Source organism: Tenacibaculum finnmarkense genomovar ulcerans (assembly GCF_900239495.1).
Taxonomy (GTDB): domain Bacteria; phylum Bacteroidota; class Bacteroidia; order Flavobacteriales; family Flavobacteriaceae; genus Polaribacter; species Polaribacter ulcerans.
Genome location: NZ_OENE01000004.1, coordinates 1 through 16,765, shown reverse-complemented (window position 1 = coordinate 16,765; position 16,765 = coordinate 1). Strand labels below are relative to the sequence as shown.

The window sequence follows — 16,765 nt, the reverse complement described above, 5'->3', positions numbered from 1 at the left end:
TGCTATTTTAAAAGATAAAACTAATTACGATACTTTAAATCAATATGAATATTAGAAAAATAAATATTAAATTTTTAAACCATCATAGGCTAAAAACACATTTTCGGGCAATTCTTTTTCAACCTCTTCATGCAAACCTAATAATTCGCTAATATGTGTTAAATAGGCTTTTTTAGGTTTAATTTCAGCAATAAACGCGAGTGATTCTTCTAAATTAAAATGTGTTGCATGCGGTTCTTTTCGTAATCCTGTAACAATTAACACCTCTAAATTAGTCAGTTTCTTTTTTTCTTCGGATGAAATAGTTTTAATATCTGTTAAATACGCAATATTATTAAAACGATAGCCTAAAATAGGCAATCTTCCGTGCATTACTTCTATTGGCGTTACCTTAACTCCATCAAGAATAAAACTGTTTTTATGCGAAATTACAGTGCTAAAAACCGCTGGCGCACTCGGATATCGGTTTTCTGTAGTAAAAATATAATCGTATCTTTTCTTTAAAACACCTAAAACTCGCTGGGTTGCATAAATTGGTACTTCGCCCATTTGAAAACAATACGGGCGTATTTCATCTAAGCCCGCAATGTGATCGGCGTGTTCGTGGGTAAATAAAATCCCGTTTATTGAGCTTACTTTTTCACGTATCATCTGCTGCCTAAAATCAGGACCACAGTCAATAACATACTTAATTTTATCCCAAGAAATAACAATAGAAGAACGCAAACGCTTATCTCTAAAATCGTTAGACAACGCCACAGGATGCGTACTATTAATCATCGGAACGCCTGTAGATGTTCCTGTACCTAAAAAAGTAATTTTCAATTGCATTTTTTTCATCATTGTTAACACAAAAATAAGACAAAAAGTATATGATAGTTGCTATTTTAAGTACATTTGTAGCGATAACATAAAATTAGAAAAATGGCCATCACACTTAAAGGAGATAAAAAAATAAGTACCGTACCCACCACAAATAGTAAAGCGTTAAAAATTAACTTAAATTCTCATATTTATGGGACATTTGCTGAAATTGGTGCAGGACAAGAAACTGTTCGTAATTTTTTTAGAGCTGGTGGTGCTTCAGGTACTATTGCAAAAGCAATGAGTGCTTATGATAAAGATTTTTCAGATGCTATTTATGGGATTGAAAGTGATAATCGTTATGTAACTGAAAAGCGATTAAAAAAAATGCTAAAACATGAAATGGATTTAATTGAAGATCGTCTTGATCGTCAAAAACATCCTGATAAATTATTTTTTAGCTACGCAAATACCGTTGCAACGATTAATTTTTCTAAAAAATTTAAAGGACACGGATGGGTTGGTATTCGTTTTCAGTTAGATCCGTTAGAAGATTATAACGAAATTATTTTACACCTGCGTTTTAAAGAAACCGATGCACGTCAGCAACAAGAAACCTTAGGGGTTTTAGGAGTTAACTTAGTATATGGAGCGTATTATTTAAATGATAATCCAAAGGAATTATTAAAATCTTTTTACGATAATATTGATAGTGATCGCTTAGAAATTGACATGATTAATTTCTCAGGACCTCGATTTATGTATGTTGATAATCGTTTAATGAGCCTACAATTGGTTAAAAACGGAATGACAAATGCCGTAATGTTCGGTCCTGATGGAAACAACTTATTGCCTGCTCAAGTACTTTACAAAAAGAATATTTTAGCATTACGTGGTAGTTACCGTCCTGTTACCAAGGTAAATATGGATATGTTTGAACGCTCTAAACAATTGTTTTTAGCCGATAAAAAAGTAAACCCCGATAAAACACAAATTATTTTCGAAATTACCCTTAGTAATCTTCGTTCAGAAGGTGAAATTAATGAGCGTGACTTTTTAGATAGAGCCGAATTACTTTGTGCATTAGGGCAAAATGTAATGATTACCAATTATCAAGAGTACTTTAAATTGGTTGATTATTTTGGTGAATTTACCAAAGAACGAATGGCCTTAACAATGGGGGTTCAAAGTCTTGTTCAAATTTTTGATGAAAAATATTACCGCAACCTTAGTGGTGGAATTTTAGAGGCTTCTGGTAAACTTTTTTACAGAGATTTAAAAATATATACCTATCCTTACAAAGACCAAGAAACAGGTGAATTTATCACTACCGAAAACCTAAAAGTACATCCTCGAATGAAAGAACTGTACAAGTTCTTTAAACACAACGGACGCTTTGTAGATATTAAAAACTTAGATGAAAATAGTTTACATATCTTTTCTAGAAAAGTCTTAAAAATGATTAAGAACAACGAAGAAGGTTGGGAAAAAATGCTTCCTGAAGGGGTTTCTAAAACCATTAAAGACAAACGTTTGTTTGGCTGTTCTAGAAAACGAGTTTAAAAACTTAGTTAGGTTTTAAACCTTTTACGATTTTTAAAGTCTAACAACTAAATTATTTTAGTTGACCACAGACGAACTTATACTTATAAAAAAGCTGCAAAATCCTACCACAAAGGATGCAGCTTTTAAACAATTACTATCGCTCTACAAAGAGCGATTGTATTGGCATATACGAAAAATTGTAATTTCTCATGCCGATGCTGATGATGTTTTACAGAATACTTTTATTAAAATTTTTAAAAATATAGGTGCTTTTAAAAAAGAAAGTAAACTGTATTCCTGGATGTACAGAATAGCAACGAACGAATCTATTAGCTTTATCAATAAAAGAGCTAAAGAAAAAAATGTTGCTATTTCTGAATATCAGCAACAATTAGTTTCTTCTTTAGATAGCGACCACTGGTTTACCCCAGATCAAATAGCCATCGTATTACAAAAAGCAATAGCCACACTACCTCAAAAGCAACAATTAGTCTTTAACATGAAGTATTTTGATGAAATGAAGTATGCCCAAATTTCCGACATACTAGGAACATCAATAGGGGCTTTAAAAGCATCTTACCACATTGCTGTAAAAAAAATTGAAAAATTTATTAAAAACAGTCATTAAACCTTTTAACAATACGGTAGTCTTAAAGTAGAGATGGATAAAGAATTAAAAAATAAAATAGATTTTATATCTAATAAAGCAGGATCGAAAACAAATTTTTCTGTTCCTGAAAATTACTTTGAAAATATTGAAGCTACTATTTTGTCGTCTATACAAACAGCTCATTTCTCTAAGAAAAATAGTTTTAAAACACCTAAAAACTACTTTAATACTGTTGATGAAAATATTTTATCAACACTAAATATCAAAACATCGAAAGAAATAAAAACAATTTCTTTCTATAAAAAAATACGACAATTAATTCCTATTGCAGTAGCTGCTTCAATATTACTTTTTATAGGCTTAAACCATCTTACTACTGATAAAAAACATTCTTTTGATGATATAACACAAGCAGATATATCCTATTGGTACGAAAATGGATATGGTACTAGTAGCAATGATGAATTAGCAACAATTTTAGATGCTGAGGATTTTGACGAAGATGTATTCACTTCAATAAACAAAGAAAATTTAGAGGCCTATTTAAATACTATTGACAACGCTTCTTTTTTTAATGAAATTCAATAAAAATGAAAAAAATTATAATCCTACTATTAATAACCTTCTTAACTAGCTTTACTAGTCAAGCGCAATTCCGAAAAGGAGGATCGCATAAAATACATGCTTATAAAATTGCTTATTTAACTGAAAAATTAAATTTAACCCAAAGTGAAGCGCAAAGATTTTGGCCAGTATATAATAAATATGACAAAAAAAGAATTGCCTTACATAGAGAACAACGCTTCATTTTTAAAAAAAGAATACCAGATAGCGGAGGTTTTGAAAAATTATCCGAAAAAGAATCTAAAGATATTTTAGAAAAAATACATGCCATAAAAAAAGAACAATATCAAATTAAAACATTGTTTCAATCTGAAGTTTCTAAAATATTATCTTACAAAAAAATACTCGCTTTACAAATTTCAGAACACAAATTTAACCACAAACTAATAAAAAAGCTAAGAGGTAAAAAAAAACAGTAGAAAAATAAAAAAAGAAGCCATACAGCTTCTTTTTTTATACTAATTATTTAACTAAAGCCAAACTAGGATATAATTTAGGCTTATTTACAGTATATTGTTTTAACCAGATGGTTAATTCATTTATTTCGTAAGGTAATAATCTATTTAATGCTTTTTCTAGCTCTCTACAAAATAAATCAGTATTAAAACTTACCTTTTCTAGTACTGTTTTGGTGTACTCATACATTGCTCTTGCCATGTTTATTATATATTAACGGGGGTTTATATGTTCTATATTACGAACGTAATTTACAACATTTTATTCCTTATAATATGTTAAAATTCAGCAAAAAAAAACTGACACCTGTTAAAGTATCAGTTTTAATCATTTAACTTACAGTTAACTATAAGTTATTTAATTTTTCTATTAAAGCGTTTGCTTTGGTTTCTAATTCAGTACTAATTGCTTTAAAATGTGCTTTTTTATTTTCAACATTTTTAGCATTAATTTTTGCAATTAAAGTATCAAAAGTTTCAAAAACTTCGTCTACAATAGCTTCTGATTTTTCTGCAGTTTCACCTGGGTTTAACGCTGCTGATAATCTACAGATATCAATAATATCTCCTAAAGTATAATCGATATCTTTTTTTAAATTTTTAATGCTTGCCATAATTATTATTTTTTTGCAAAATTAATCGATTTTATCTAATTCGGCCTGAAATTTATCAAAAAATTGTCCTACATGATATCCATCGACCAACGCATGGTTCACATTGATTGCTACAGGCATTAATTTTTTATTGTTTACTGTTTTTATTTTTCCAAAAGAAAATTGTGGAACACTATCGTTTTTATTTCCTGAATTTGGTTCTTTATGACTTGTAAAACAAACCCAAGGCAAGGCTGAACAATGTACACAAGCTACTGAATATTTAGGCGGAAATAAATTATCGGAACTAAGTACACGCTTTTTTTCTTGCTGATAATTTGCATTAAAAACCTCAAAATCAGTTGAAAAATCAATAAACGAAAAGCCAAAAGTAGTATCTGCTCGTGCAATAGTTGCTGATACATTAATTACCTTATGAATTGCTATTTTATTGCCTTCTATTCGGTATTTAAAATTATCAATGGCATTAATTGCCTTCATACACGCGTGAAGATAGCGTACAAAAAAGGAGTCTTTCCGCTGTTTTGCTTGCCGATAACAACTAGAAACATCAACATCGGCAACAAGCCCGAATGTTGGGTCGGCTAAAGTTCTAAAATGATTAAAATGCTCTTTTCTATTCCAATTTTCAATATCTAAATACTGCATCTATAAAAAATTTAACACTTCGGTAATATTGCTAACCGTTTGATATTCTGTTGATTTTTGATTTCCCTCTACCTGTTCGTGCGCCCAAGTAGTATGAAAAGGCACATGAATTGCGGCAGCACCGATCTCAATTAAAGGCAAAACATCCGATTTCAACGAATTTCCAATCATTAATAATTCCGAAGGCTGAATATCTAAATGTTTTATCAATTTTAAATAATCGGCTGGTTTTTTATCGCTCATTACCTCGGTATGGTGAAAATATTTTAAAATACCTGATTTTTCTAATTTTCGCTCTTGATCTAATAAATCACCTTTGGTGGCAACAATTATTTTACACCTTCCTTGTAATTCTTGCAGTACTTCTTCTACCCCATCTAATAAATCGATTGGCTGGGCTAGCATTTCTTTACCGATTTCAAGAATTTTATCTATAATTTTTTGATTTACTTTATAATTAGATAATTCTAAAGCACATTCTACCATTGATAACACGAAACCTTTTACCCCATACCCGTAAATTTTAAGATTATCAATTTCTTTTTTATATAATTCCTGATGAATTTTATTTTCAGTTTCGTAGCCCGATAATAATTTCGCAAACTCCTTTTCAGCTTCTCTAAAAAAAGTTTCATTTATCCAGAGTGTGTCATCGGCATCAAAGGCAATTACTTTTATTTTATTCATTTTCGAGTTGTTTTATTGCTTTTTCTAAATCTTCAGGGGTATCAATTCCAATACTTTCTACCGATGTTTCAATCATTTTTATTTTTTTACCAACCTCTAAATAACGGATACATTCTATTTTTTCGGCAGCTTCAATTGGCGTCATTGGCGTATTATAAAAATCTAGTAAGGCTTGTTTTCTAAAAGCATATACACCTTTATGTTTATAATATGTAACGTTTAATTCTTTATCTCTATGAAAAGGAATTACACTTCTCGAAAAGTAGATAGCAAAATTATTAACATCAGTAATTACCTTTACATTATTAGGATTTTCAATATCTTCTAAAGATGTCATTGCTACTTTTAATGATGCTAAATCTATAGTATTATTTTTATCATCTTCAAAAGATTTTATTAATTTTGATAAAGAAACAGTATCGATAAAAGGCTCATCTCCTTGAACATTTACCACAATATCTGCCTCTAAACTTTCAACAGCTTCGGCAATTCTATCCGAACCACATTCGTGTTCTTTGATGCTCATTATAGCCTTTCCTCCTGCTTTTTCGATGGTTTTGAAGATGATTTCCGAATCGGTTACCACATAAACTTCATCAAATAAATTGGCAGTAACAGCAGCTTGATAGGTTCTTACAATCACAGGTTTTCCTCCTAAATTTTTCATTAATTTCCCAGGAAAACGAGAGGCGCTATAACGCGCGGGAATCATTGCAATTATTTTCATAAATTATAGTTATTTACACAAATCAAAGATACATATTTAAATAAAGTATTAAAATGAACAAAAACAGGCTTATTAAAACTTTAACAGTATTATTTTTAAGCTTTTAGCTGTTTTCTGATTTTTTTTATTAAATTTGACCTTAGTCTATTTGTAATGAAAGTACTTTTATACACATATCGCATTATTTTAAACACTATCGTCACGATAAAGTGTATGTTGCCTATGCGCAAAAAATATGCCTATATAAAAAGTACGCCTAGTAATCGCTTTAAACAACGGTTTTAAAACCAATTTAATACAAACTACAAAAGGTGCTTTTTTATAAAAAGCACCTTTTTTTTATACTTTTTTCACAAATCTTTTAAAATTCAACAAACTATGAACACCGTAAAAATGTCAAAACAAATTAATATGCGCTTAAAAACAATAATGTGCTTGGTTCAAAATCCGTTTTACGAAAAATCTAAATTTCCACCAATAAACCCATAAATAATGAATACCCAAATCACTTCTAAAAATAGTACGTTACAATTTACCGTTAGTAAAAAACAGGTTCACAAAAATAAAACGCTAAAAACAGGTGTTTTATATCAAAAAATTGAAACCAGCGTAACTTCTTCCCTTGTATTTCACAAAAATTTCCCTAATTTAAGTTTTAAAAACATTGATTTTGATATTATCAAAAACGCCTATTTAAATGATAATCTTATCATTAAAAATAATATTAAAAAATTGAGTGACACCGAAATTATTTTACAGATAACGGTTTCAAAAAAAGAAAAAAAGCAAGAAATTATTTGTAAAGCACTCTTTGGATATCACTTAAAAAAAGCATCTTAATTTTGATATTTAAGATTTAAAAAAGAGGCTAAAAATACAGTTATACTTATTTTCGAGCTTTGGTATAAAAAAAACCGAACAATGTAATTGCTCGGTTTTTTTTAAAAATATTTTAATTAATGTAAAGTGAAATTAATAGGTATGTAATACTCAACATTAGCAGGGTTTCCATCTTGTGTACCAGGAATAAAAGTAGCTAGATTTGAAACCATTTTTTTTGCTTCTTGCTCTAATAATTGACCATTTTTAGGTCCTTTCATTTTTATATTACCAACCTTACCTTGTTTATTTATAATAAAACGTACCCAAACTTTACCTTCAATGTTTTGATCGGCTGCAGCTTCTGGGTAATTAAAATTTCGTTGAATATGACTAATCATTCTTTCATTAAAACAATTGTTTTTTTCTCTATCAGCTACTTTTAAACAAGTTTTAAATTGTGGGATTTTCTGTACTTCGTTAAATTTAATGAAATCAGTAATTATTTTTTCTGCTCTATTAATTGATTTTGCTGATTGTTTTTTAACACTTCTTGTTGCTATTAAATTTTTAGCATTAGGGTGTTTAAAGGTAAAAGGAATACCGTATTTAACTTTTACCGCTTTTCCATTATGTTTTCCAGGGATAAATTTAGGAAGTTTGTTTATAATTCTAGAAGCTTCTTTTTTTAATGCATCACCATTTTTAGGTCCTCTTATTTGAAGTGCGCCAACATTACCTTGCTCGTCTATAGTAAATTGAACCAATACTCGACCTTGAATACCTGCATTAAATGCCGCTTGTGGATATACAAAATTTTTGGTTATATGTTTTGCCATTTGTGTTTCAAAACACTTAGCTTGTTTTATTAAAGGCACATTGTTACATTTTGAAAATAAAGGAATTTCTTCAACTAAATTAAAAGGAATTCTTTCAATTGTTTTAGAGTTATCTTCTAATTCAAGTTTACCTACTAATAAGGTGTTTTTTTTGATATTGCTAATTTTTTGGGTAGTATTAGTACCACCAATAGCAGTTACAGTTTCGTTTTTTTTACGAATTACACGCCTTCTTGTAGATACTTGAATAGATAATTGTTTTTTTATTCCATCCTTTGTTTTTTCAATAGCACATTTAGTAATACTATTTGGATCAGCAATAGATTCATCAGGAGAAGTACATTTTTTTTGCTGCGAAACGCTTATTATAGATGTAAGCATAGTCGCTAGTAGTAGTGTAAATTTCATCATATGACCCTCTGTTTATTTTATTAACAATTCATTAACATTGTAAACATACAGAAAAAAAAATAGAAATATGTATATATTTCTATTTTTTAACATTTTAATAGGTATTTTATTAGGTATTTCTTTATTTAAAAGACCTTTTATTACGATTAAATCAATAATGAATCTAAATAATAAATATTAATCTGATGCTAGGTTAAGAGGGAATGCGTATGTAACAACAACAGGTAAACCTTTTTCTTTTCCTGGATTAAAACGAGGTAATTTATTTATGATTCGGTCTAATTCTTTATGCAGTCGTTTATTGTTTTCACGACTTCTTATTTTTGAATTAATTATTTTTCCGTTAAGGTCAATACTAAATTGAATATAGACTTTAGTTTTAGTATTTTCAGTAATATAATCTTCTGCATAGAAGTTTTTAAGAATATGCTTATTAATTTTTTCTTTAAAACATTTAATATTATTCTCTCTATTACTGTGTTTACAAGCGTCAAACATTGGTATTTCTTCAACTAAGGTAAATAAAACTTCTTTTGACAGGTTTGGGAGGTTTAGTGCTTTATTACCACTAGAATTTAAATTATTTTCTTTTTTTCTAGATCGATTATTAACTCTTTTTCTTGCGATGTTTGTTTTTGATATTTGTCTAACTTTTTTTTCTTTAATATCGCATTTTTTAACAGAAATTACATTTAAATCAATAGCGTCATCTTTAGGGGTTTCACAAACTTTTACTTGGCTTTGCATATTAAATAAACTTAATAGCATAATCAATAGTAGTAGGGGGCGATTTTTCATTTTAGAGAGCATTTTGTTGCGCTGTAAAGATGCTAAAGTATTCTTGCTTACACTTTAAGTAAGTAAATAATTTGTTTTAATTAATTACGTATTTAATGTTAAGAACGTTAATTTAATGTTAATAAAAAAACCTCTCTATTTTAAATAGAGAGGTTTTAGTCTTTTAATTATGATTGAAATTGTTGTTGTAAAAAATTATTTTACAGCCATTAATTCAACATCAAAAATTAAGGTAGCGTTTGGTGGAATTACTCCTCCTGCACCAGCTTTTCCGTATGCTAAGTTAGATGGAATTACAAATCGAGCTTTGTCACCTACTTTTAATAATAAAATTCCTTCATCCCAACCAGCAATTACTTGCCCTACGCCAACAGCAAAATCAATTGGTTGCTTACGCTTGTAAGATGAATCAAATACAGTACCGTCTAATAATTGACCTTTATAATGTACAGAAACATTAGCTCCTTTTGTAGCTTGTTTACCATCTCCGTTTTGTAAAATTCTATAACGTAATCCTGATGGAGTTTCGTCATATCCTTTAGCAACCGTATCTAATAATTCAGCTTGTTTTGCTTTTTCTTCTGCTTCACGTTTTTCACGAGAACCTTCAAAAGTTCTAAAAGCTTCAACAGCATTGAATTTTTCAGCAGTTTCACCTACACGAATAATTTCAATATCCATGGTGTCATTTTGAGCGATAGCATCTACCACATTTTGTCCTTCAACAACATTTCCAAAAACAGTATGATTACCATCTAAATGAGGCGTAGGAGTATGAGTAATAAAAAATTGAGAACCGTTAGTTCCAGGTCCTGCATTTGCCATAGATAATTTTCCAGGAGCATCGTGCTTTAAATCTGGGTGAAATTCATCTTCAAATTTATAACCAGGGTTTCCTGTTCCAGTTCCTTGAGGACAACCTCCTTGAATCATGAAATCAGAAATCACACGGTGAAACTTTAATCCATTATAATATGGAGTTCCTTGTGGTTTTGCAGTGTTATCTAAATTTCCTTCTGCTAAAGCAACAAAGTTACCTACAGTTCCAGGAGTTTTTTCGTATTCTAAATTCACTAAAATAGCACCTTTTGGTGTTGTGAACTTTGCGTAAATTCCGTTATTCATTTTTGTTAGATTATCTTAATTAATATTGAAAATTTTTTTTCTTCGGATAAAACATTTAAATATATCATCCGAAGAAAAAGCAAAATTAGTTCTTTACTGATAAAGTTGAAAGGTTTAAGCTTAAACCTATGTTAATATTTGTTGAATTTACATTTCCGAAAGGCGAATTATATTTTCCTCCCGATGCAATAATTGAAATACTCTGATGAATATCATAACTAAAACCAAGTATTGGGCGGATAACAATACCTTGATCAGTATCGACTCCTGCGCCACCACCAGCACCAGCCATCAATTCAGCAAAACCACGGACTTTATTATTTAAAAATCGAGGAGTATATATTCCTGCGCCAACTAATCCGTGTGCATAGCCACCTGAGCGACCATCGTAAGCAAAACTAGCTTCTCCAGCAATGTATAGCCATTTATTAATATCGTAATTTACTTTTAAACCGATAAGTTGTAAATCAATTTCTTTGGCACCAAATTTATCATCAGTTTTAGCGACATCAAAATATGTTTGATTTTGAATTTCAACTCGTAATCCTTGTGTATAAAAGTTGGTGTATTTTTTTTCTTCGGATGTTGTTCCGCCATTTAATCCGTAATATTTCAATCCGAAACCAACGGTATATGCTTCTAAATCGCCAGCAATAGCTCTGTAATATCCTCCATGACCACTTAAAGCGACTTTGTCAGTTATTTTTAAATCGATTCCTGCGGATGGATACACCATTAAACCTCCTTCAGGAGCAACACGTCCGCCAGCAGCACCGACTGCTAGTTTTGTAAAAATATTGATGTATTTTGATTGATACGGATGATATCCTGCACCAAAAAATAAATCCATAAAACCTGCACGTAGTCCTTTATATATTGCATCGGTATGAGCGAATAAAAAAGTGTTTTCGCTTAGGTATTTTTGATATTCAAAACCTAATACATATAATGTTTCATTTAAAGGAGTTCCGTTATCTTTTTTAGAATTTCCAAAAGGTTTAAAAAAATCAAAACGTATTTGCTGTGCATTTTTCACAACAGGTTTACTCCAGAAATTATCCGAAGAAATATTTTTTGCTGTAAAATTTTGATGTGCTTTATTATAATCAGTAAAACGTAAAATACTTGGTATTTCAACAAATAAAGACACCGAATTGCTTTTTATTTCTCCTGATAAAAAATTCAAATGACTGTATTGTACTCCAAAAGAATAATTATCTTTTTTATATTGTAAACCAATATTCGGATTTATAAATCCGCCATCATTAACCAAATTTCGGTATCCGCCACCGCCACCAAAATGAAGGTTTGCATCTACATATAAATTTTTATAAAGTTGTTTATTTACGCCTAATTCTGCTCCTAAAGTAAATAATCCACCTTGGTCACCAGTAATAGCAAAATGAAATCCTGCACCACCATATAACCAATTATTAATCGGTATTTGGTAATGTAAACCCGCCAAGCCCATGGTCGGTTTTAAATTTGGAAATTTATCGGTAGGCATTTTTACAGGAATAAAATTCAAACGAACTTTATTTTGTAATGCTGTTCCTTTTAAGGTTTTTAAACCTTGTCCAAAAGAGTTCTGAGTAAAAAGAAACAACATAAAAGCTAAAAAGACGTTATTACAAACGTTTTGAAGTGTTTTAGTACTAATAATATGATTGCTTTTATGTTGCATCTTTAAAATAATTAAAATCGATTATTTTTCAAATTCACTCGTAAAGTGAAGTTTTACAGTAGGATATTTACTTTGTGTCATTTGCATAGTAAAAGAAGAATCAGCTAAAAATACTAATTTACCTTGTTTATCTTTGGCTAAATAACGTTGTTTTACACGTTTAAATTCTTTGAATTCTTCACTTTTTTCGTCCTCAGCTTCTACCCAACAAGCTTTGTGTACAGATATATTTTCATAGGTACATTTTGCACCGTATTCATGTTCTAATCTGTATTGAATAACCTCGTATTGTAATGCACCAACAGTACCTACAATTTTACGCCCATTCATATCCATGGTAAATAATTGCGCAACACCTTCATCCATTAATTGGTCTAAACCTTTGTATAATTGTTTAGATTTCATCGGATCGGCATTGTTTACATAACGGAAATGCTCAGGAGAAAAACTAGGAATACCTTTAAAGTTTAATTTTTCACCTTCGGTTAAAGTATCACCAATTTTGAAGTTTCCTGTATCATGAACACCAACAATATCACCAGGAAAAGATTCATCAACAATTTGTTTCTTTTCAGCAAAAAAGGCATTCGGACTTGAAAATTTCATTTTCTTACCATTACGAACATGTAAATAAGGAGAATTTCTTTTGAAAGTTCCTGATACAATTTTGATAAAAGCAAGTCTATCTCTGTGTTTAGGATCCATATTTGCATGAATCTTAAATACAAAACCTGTTAATTTTTCTTCTTTAGAATCAACTAAACGTTCTTCTGCTTTTTTAGGCTGTGGTTCAGGAGCAATTTCAATAAAAGCATCTAATAATTCTTTTACACCAAAATTATTTAAAGCCGAACCAAAGAAAACAGGTTGTAAATCACCCGCTAAATATTCTTCTTGATTAAATTCAGGATATACTTCTGTAACTAATTCTGCTTCTTCTCTTAAAGTTTCGGCTGCAGTTTCGCCAATAATATCATCTAGTTTAGGATTTGATAAATCATCAAACTGAACACCTTCTGAAATTTTTGTTTTATTATCCGCAGAAAAAAGATTTAATTTCTTTTCCCAAATATTATAAATTCCTTTAAAATCGTACCCCATTCCAATTGGGAAACTCATCGGAGTAACACGTAAACCTAACTTTTGCTCCACTTCATCTAATAAATCGAAAGCATCTTTACCTTCTCTATCTAATTTATTGATAAAAACCAGCATCGGAATTTTACGCATTCTACAAACTGCTACTAATTTTTCAGTTTGAGGCTCGACACCTTTTGCAACATCAATTACAACGATAACACTATCAACAGCGGTTAAAGTTCTAAAAGTATCTTCAGCAAAATCTTTATGCCCAGGGGTATCTAATATATTTATTTTTTTATCTTTATAAATAAAAGCCAATACAGATGTGGCTACCGAAATACCTCTTTGACGTTCAATTTCCATAAAATCGGAAGTAGCTCCCTTTTTTATTTTGTTGTTTTTTACCGCACCAGCTTCCTGAATTGCGCCACCAAATAATAATAACTTTTCAGTTAAAGTAGTTTTACCTGCATCGGGGTGTGATATAATTCCGAATGTACGTCGTTTTTGTATTTCTTCTAAAAAGCCCATCTATCAAATTTTAAGGCTGCAAAGGTACGGTTTAATGCTTAATTTTTCAAGGCTTTACTACTTAACTGTCTAAAGGTTTAATTGTTGAATTGATTGCAATTTTGTATGTTTGCTTTTAGCAAAAATGATACATGAAAGAACAGGTAATATTAGTAGATGCCCACGATAATCCGATTGGGTTAATGGAAAAAATAGAAGCGCATGAAAAAGCGTTATTACACAGGGCATTTTCTGTTTTTGTTTTTAATGATAAAAAAGAATTAATGCTGCAACAACGCGCTGCCGATAAATATCATTCTCCTTTATTATGGACCAATACCTGTTGTTCACATCAAAGAGATGGCGAAACCAATTTAGGGGCAGGAAAACGTAGGCTTCAAGAAGAAATGGGCTTTGTTTGCGATTTAAAAGAAGTATTTTCTTTTATTTATAAAGCACCTTTTGATAACGGGTTAACAGAACATGAATTAGATCATGTAATGGTTGGAACTTTTAATGATGAGCCAAACATCAATAAAGAAGAAGTTGAAAACCATAAATGGATGACTTTAGAAGCCGTTAAAAAAGATATGGAAAAAAACCCTGAAATTTACACGGCTTGGTTTAAAATTATATTCAAAGAATCGTACGATATTTTAAAAAATGCTTAAATAAATTATAAAAATGCCTAAAGTAACTGTACATAGAAAAGCGCATTTTAATGCTGCTCACAGGTTGTTTAATCCTGATTGGTCTGATGAAAAAAATCAGCAAATTTTCGGGAAGTGTAATAACCCAAATTATCATGGGCATAATTATGATTTAATTGTTTCTTTAACAGGTGAAATAAATGCAGAAACTGGGTATGTCTATGATTTAGGAATTTTAAAAGGATTGATTAAAACTCAGGTAGAAGATGTTTTTGATCATAAAAATTTAAACCTTGATGTTGCCGATTTTGAAAATTTGAATCCAACAGCAGAAAATATATCAGTAGTAATATTTAATAAATTACGTGGGCATATTCCTGTAAATTTAACGTTAGAAATTACGCTTTATGAAACTCAAAGAAATTACGTAACCTATAGCGGATCTTAATGGTATGATACAGCAATTATTACGGTTTGAACCTATTTTAAAATCAAAAATTTGGGGAGGGCAGAAGTTAAAAACAGTACTCCATAAAAAAGCGAATAAAAAAGATGTTGGTGAGAGTTGGGAAATTTCAGATGTAGAGCAAGATATTTCAATTGTTAGCAATGCTGCTTTAAAAGGACGCAGTTTAAAATCACTTATTCAAGAGTTTAAAGAGCAAATTGTTGGCGAAAAAGTATATTTAATTTTTGGCGATAAATTCCCGTTACTTATTAAATTTATTGATGCTAAAAAAACCTTGAGTTTACAAGTACATCCTAATGATGTTTTGGCACAAAAAAGGCATAATTCGTTAGGGAAAACCGAAATGTGGTATATTGTAGATGCTGATAAAAAAGCAAAAATAATTATTGGTTTTTCAGAAGAAACGGACAAAAAATCATTCTTAAAAACCGTTGAAAATAACGATGAATTAGCGTTGCTTAATATCGATTATGTTAAAAAAGGCGATACTTTTTTAGTGCCATCAGGAAGAGTACATGCCATTGGAAAAGGTGTTTTGTTGGCAGAAATACAAGAAACGTCGGATGTTACCTATCGAATTTCCGATTGGGGAAGAAAAGATTCGAACGGAAAACTAAGAGATTTGCACCTAAATTTGGCATTAGATGCCATTGATTATTCGGCAAAATCAAACTATAAAGCAGAATATTTAAAGCGTAAAAATAATCCATCAACAATTGTTGATTGTAAATATTTTACTACAAATTATTTACATTTAACTAAAAATTTGATTTTAAATAACGATGATAAAGATAGCTTTGTAATTTATATGTGTGTTGAAGGAACCGTATTTTTTGAGTATAAAAAACAGCAGGAAAAACTTCGTTTAGGTGAAACTATTTTAGTGCCAGCTTGCATTAAAAATGTAACCGCTATCACCGAAAATGCCAAACTTTTAGAAGTTTATATTAAATAAGAACAAATTATGGATCAAGCAGGGCAAACTCACACTTTAATATTTAAAACTTTTAATAGCTATGCTTCATTCCAACCAACTTTAAGCCTTTTTTCAGCAATACCTGTTTTTTCATTTTTCAATAAATTCAATGCAATTTTCAATAATATTGAATAGTTTTGAGCAGCATTTTTATTTCTTTTTCTAGAGGTACCTTCAGAGAAAGCAACATCTAATGTCCAATGTAATTTATTCTCTACACCCCAAGAACGAATATGACTTTGATGATTTACAGCTGTATCTTTTAAGCTAGAAATATAATATCTAGTTGCTTTTTATGTTAGTTTATCACTGTTTTTGAATTTCCTTATACTTTCTATTTTTATAACTTGACTCAGGCTATTCCATTTATTATCTGTGTTTTGAATAAAATTAGAAATAACACTGCATTTTCTGGTTTCAATTCTTCCCATGTCCAAGGTCAATATTCATCCTTTATTTCTTCGATCAGTTACTTCTGATTTCCTTTTACAGCTAGTATGTAATTTGCATCATTTTCTATAATCTTATCTGCAATGTTGGTATATGGATCAAGCATAATACTTGGGGAGAAATTAAAAAAAGTAAGGCACAAAAAAAACCTCAATCTTTTTAGATTGAGGTTTAAAAGAAAGGCAACGACCTACTCTCCCACCATTGGCAGTACCATCGGCGCAAATGGGCTTAACT

General features: G+C 30.2%; 19 protein-coding genes and 1 pseudogene. 8 read left to right on the top strand and 12 right to left on the bottom strand.

Going from position 1 to position 16,765, the window contains the following annotated elements; all coding sequences use genetic code 11:
• Positions 1 to 66 precede the first annotated feature (66 nt).
• Positions 67 to 843 carry an MBL fold metallo-hydrolase gene (locus tag DPIF8902391_RS00960; protein WP_058884642.1) on the bottom strand — a complete coding sequence of 259 codons (777 nt, stop codon included), beginning with the start codon at positions 841 to 843 and terminating at the stop codon, positions 67 to 69.
• An 81-nt stretch (positions 844 to 924) separates the two neighbouring features.
• On the opposite strand from DPIF8902391_RS00960, the gene DPIF8902391_RS00955 reads away from it, so the two are divergent.
• From DPIF8902391_RS00955 to DPIF8902391_RS00940, 4 genes are all read left to right on the top strand, one after another.
• Positions 925 to 2,367: a hypothetical protein gene (locus tag DPIF8902391_RS00955; RefSeq protein ID WP_058884641.1), complete on the top strand. Its 1,443-nt coding sequence runs from the start codon at positions 925 to 927 to the stop codon at positions 2,365 to 2,367.
• A 61-nt stretch (positions 2,368 to 2,428) separates the two neighbouring features.
• On the top strand, positions 2,429 to 2,977 hold the full coding sequence (locus DPIF8902391_RS00950) for an RNA polymerase sigma factor (protein ID WP_058884640.1): 549 nt from the start codon (positions 2,429 to 2,431) through the stop codon (positions 2,975 to 2,977).
• 33 nt (positions 2,978 to 3,010) lie between these two features.
• Complete coding sequence (locus DPIF8902391_RS00945; protein ID WP_058884639.1) at positions 3,011 to 3,547, top strand: hypothetical protein; 537 nt, start codon at positions 3,011 to 3,013, stop codon at positions 3,545 to 3,547.
• 2 nt (positions 3,548 to 3,549) lie between these two features.
• Entirely contained in the window at positions 3,550 to 4,002 is a 453-nt protein-coding gene (locus DPIF8902391_RS00940; protein WP_083501051.1) for a hypothetical protein, read from the top strand.
• Between the two features lie 43 nt (positions 4,003 to 4,045).
• Here the strand turns inward: DPIF8902391_RS00940 and DPIF8902391_RS00935 are convergent, their stop codons facing one another.
• From DPIF8902391_RS00935 to kdsB, 5 genes are all read right to left on the bottom strand, one after another.
• Positions 4,046 to 4,240: a hypothetical protein gene (locus tag DPIF8902391_RS00935; RefSeq protein ID WP_058884637.1), complete on the bottom strand. Its 195-nt coding sequence runs from the start codon at positions 4,238 to 4,240 to the stop codon at positions 4,046 to 4,048.
• A gap of 145 nt (positions 4,241 to 4,385) precedes the next feature.
• Complete coding sequence (locus DPIF8902391_RS00930) at positions 4,386 to 4,652, bottom strand: hypothetical protein (RefSeq protein WP_058884636.1); 267 nt, start codon at positions 4,650 to 4,652, stop codon at positions 4,386 to 4,388.
• A gap of 21 nt (positions 4,653 to 4,673) precedes the next feature.
• A complete protein-coding gene (locus DPIF8902391_RS00925; RefSeq protein WP_058884635.1) occupies positions 4,674 to 5,300 on the bottom strand; it encodes a CatA-like O-acetyltransferase in 627 nt (208 codons plus the stop codon).
• Positions 5,301 to 5,987: an HAD family hydrolase gene (locus tag DPIF8902391_RS00920; protein ID WP_058884634.1), complete on the bottom strand. Its 687-nt coding sequence runs from the start codon at positions 5,985 to 5,987 to the stop codon at positions 5,301 to 5,303.
• Positions 5,980 to 6,714, bottom strand: a complete 735-nt coding sequence (gene kdsB, locus DPIF8902391_RS00915; RefSeq protein WP_058884633.1) for a 3-deoxy-manno-octulosonate cytidylyltransferase — start codon at positions 6,712 to 6,714, stop codon at positions 5,980 to 5,982. Before kdsB ends, DPIF8902391_RS00920 begins: the two co-directional genes overlap by 8 nt.
• A 492-nt stretch (positions 6,715 to 7,206) precedes the next feature.
• Between kdsB and DPIF8902391_RS00910 the strand changes: the two genes are divergently transcribed.
• The gene (locus DPIF8902391_RS00910; RefSeq protein WP_172504782.1) at positions 7,207 to 7,554 is read left to right on the top strand and encodes a hypothetical protein; all 348 of its coding nucleotides are present in this window, start codon (positions 7,207 to 7,209) and stop codon (positions 7,552 to 7,554) included.
• A 116-nt stretch (positions 7,555 to 7,670) separates the two neighbouring features.
• On the opposite strand, the gene DPIF8902391_RS00905 is transcribed toward DPIF8902391_RS00910, so the two are convergent.
• The 5 genes from DPIF8902391_RS00905 to DPIF8902391_RS00885 form a co-directional block, all read right to left on the bottom strand.
• Positions 7,671 to 8,783 (bottom strand): energy transducer TonB, encoded by a 1,113-nt coding sequence (locus DPIF8902391_RS00905; protein ID WP_172504781.1) that lies wholly within the window; start codon positions 8,781 to 8,783, stop codon positions 7,671 to 7,673.
• 177 nt (positions 8,784 to 8,960) lie between these two features.
• Complete coding sequence (locus DPIF8902391_RS00900; RefSeq protein ID WP_172504780.1) at positions 8,961 to 9,581, bottom strand: energy transducer TonB; 621 nt, start codon at positions 9,579 to 9,581, stop codon at positions 8,961 to 8,963.
• 195 nt (positions 9,582 to 9,776) lie between these two features.
• Positions 9,777 to 10,706 (bottom strand): peptidylprolyl isomerase, encoded by a 930-nt coding sequence (locus DPIF8902391_RS00895; protein ID WP_058884629.1) that lies wholly within the window; start codon positions 10,704 to 10,706, stop codon positions 9,777 to 9,779.
• 85 nt (positions 10,707 to 10,791) lie between these two features.
• Positions 10,792 to 12,390 (bottom strand): hypothetical protein, encoded by a 1,599-nt coding sequence (locus DPIF8902391_RS00890; protein WP_172504779.1) that lies wholly within the window; start codon positions 12,388 to 12,390, stop codon positions 10,792 to 10,794.
• Positions 12,391 to 12,411: 21 nt separating this feature from the next.
• Positions 12,412 to 14,004, bottom strand: a complete 1,593-nt coding sequence (locus tag DPIF8902391_RS00885; RefSeq protein ID WP_058884627.1) for a peptide chain release factor 3 — start codon at positions 14,002 to 14,004, stop codon at positions 12,412 to 12,414.
• 131 nt (positions 14,005 to 14,135) lie between these two features.
• Here DPIF8902391_RS00885 and idi point away from each other — a divergent pair, with 131 nt between their 5' ends.
• Genes idi through DPIF8902391_RS00870 form a run of 3 tightly spaced genes read left to right on the top strand, consistent with a single transcriptional unit; the run spans position 14,136 to position 16,057 of the window.
• Positions 14,136 to 14,654 (top strand): isopentenyl-diphosphate Delta-isomerase, encoded by a 519-nt coding sequence (gene idi, locus DPIF8902391_RS00880; RefSeq protein WP_172504778.1) that lies wholly within the window; start codon positions 14,136 to 14,138, stop codon positions 14,652 to 14,654.
• Positions 14,655 to 14,667: 13 nt separating this feature from the next.
• Positions 14,668 to 15,081: a 6-pyruvoyl trahydropterin synthase family protein gene (locus DPIF8902391_RS00875; protein WP_172504777.1), complete on the top strand. Its 414-nt coding sequence runs from the start codon at positions 14,668 to 14,670 to the stop codon at positions 15,079 to 15,081.
• Positions 15,082 to 15,085: 4 nt separating this feature from the next.
• Positions 15,086 to 16,057, top strand: coding sequence for a type I phosphomannose isomerase catalytic subunit (locus DPIF8902391_RS00870; protein ID WP_172504776.1), 972 nt, complete (start codon positions 15,086 to 15,088; stop codon positions 16,055 to 16,057).
• 59 nt (positions 16,058 to 16,116) lie between these two features.
• Here the strand turns inward: DPIF8902391_RS00870 and DPIF8902391_RS12485 are convergent.
• A pseudogene (locus tag DPIF8902391_RS12485) lies at positions 16,117 to 16,619 on the bottom strand (ISAs1 family transposase); the annotation flags it as partial.
• Between the last annotated feature and the right edge of the window lie 146 nt (positions 16,620 to 16,765).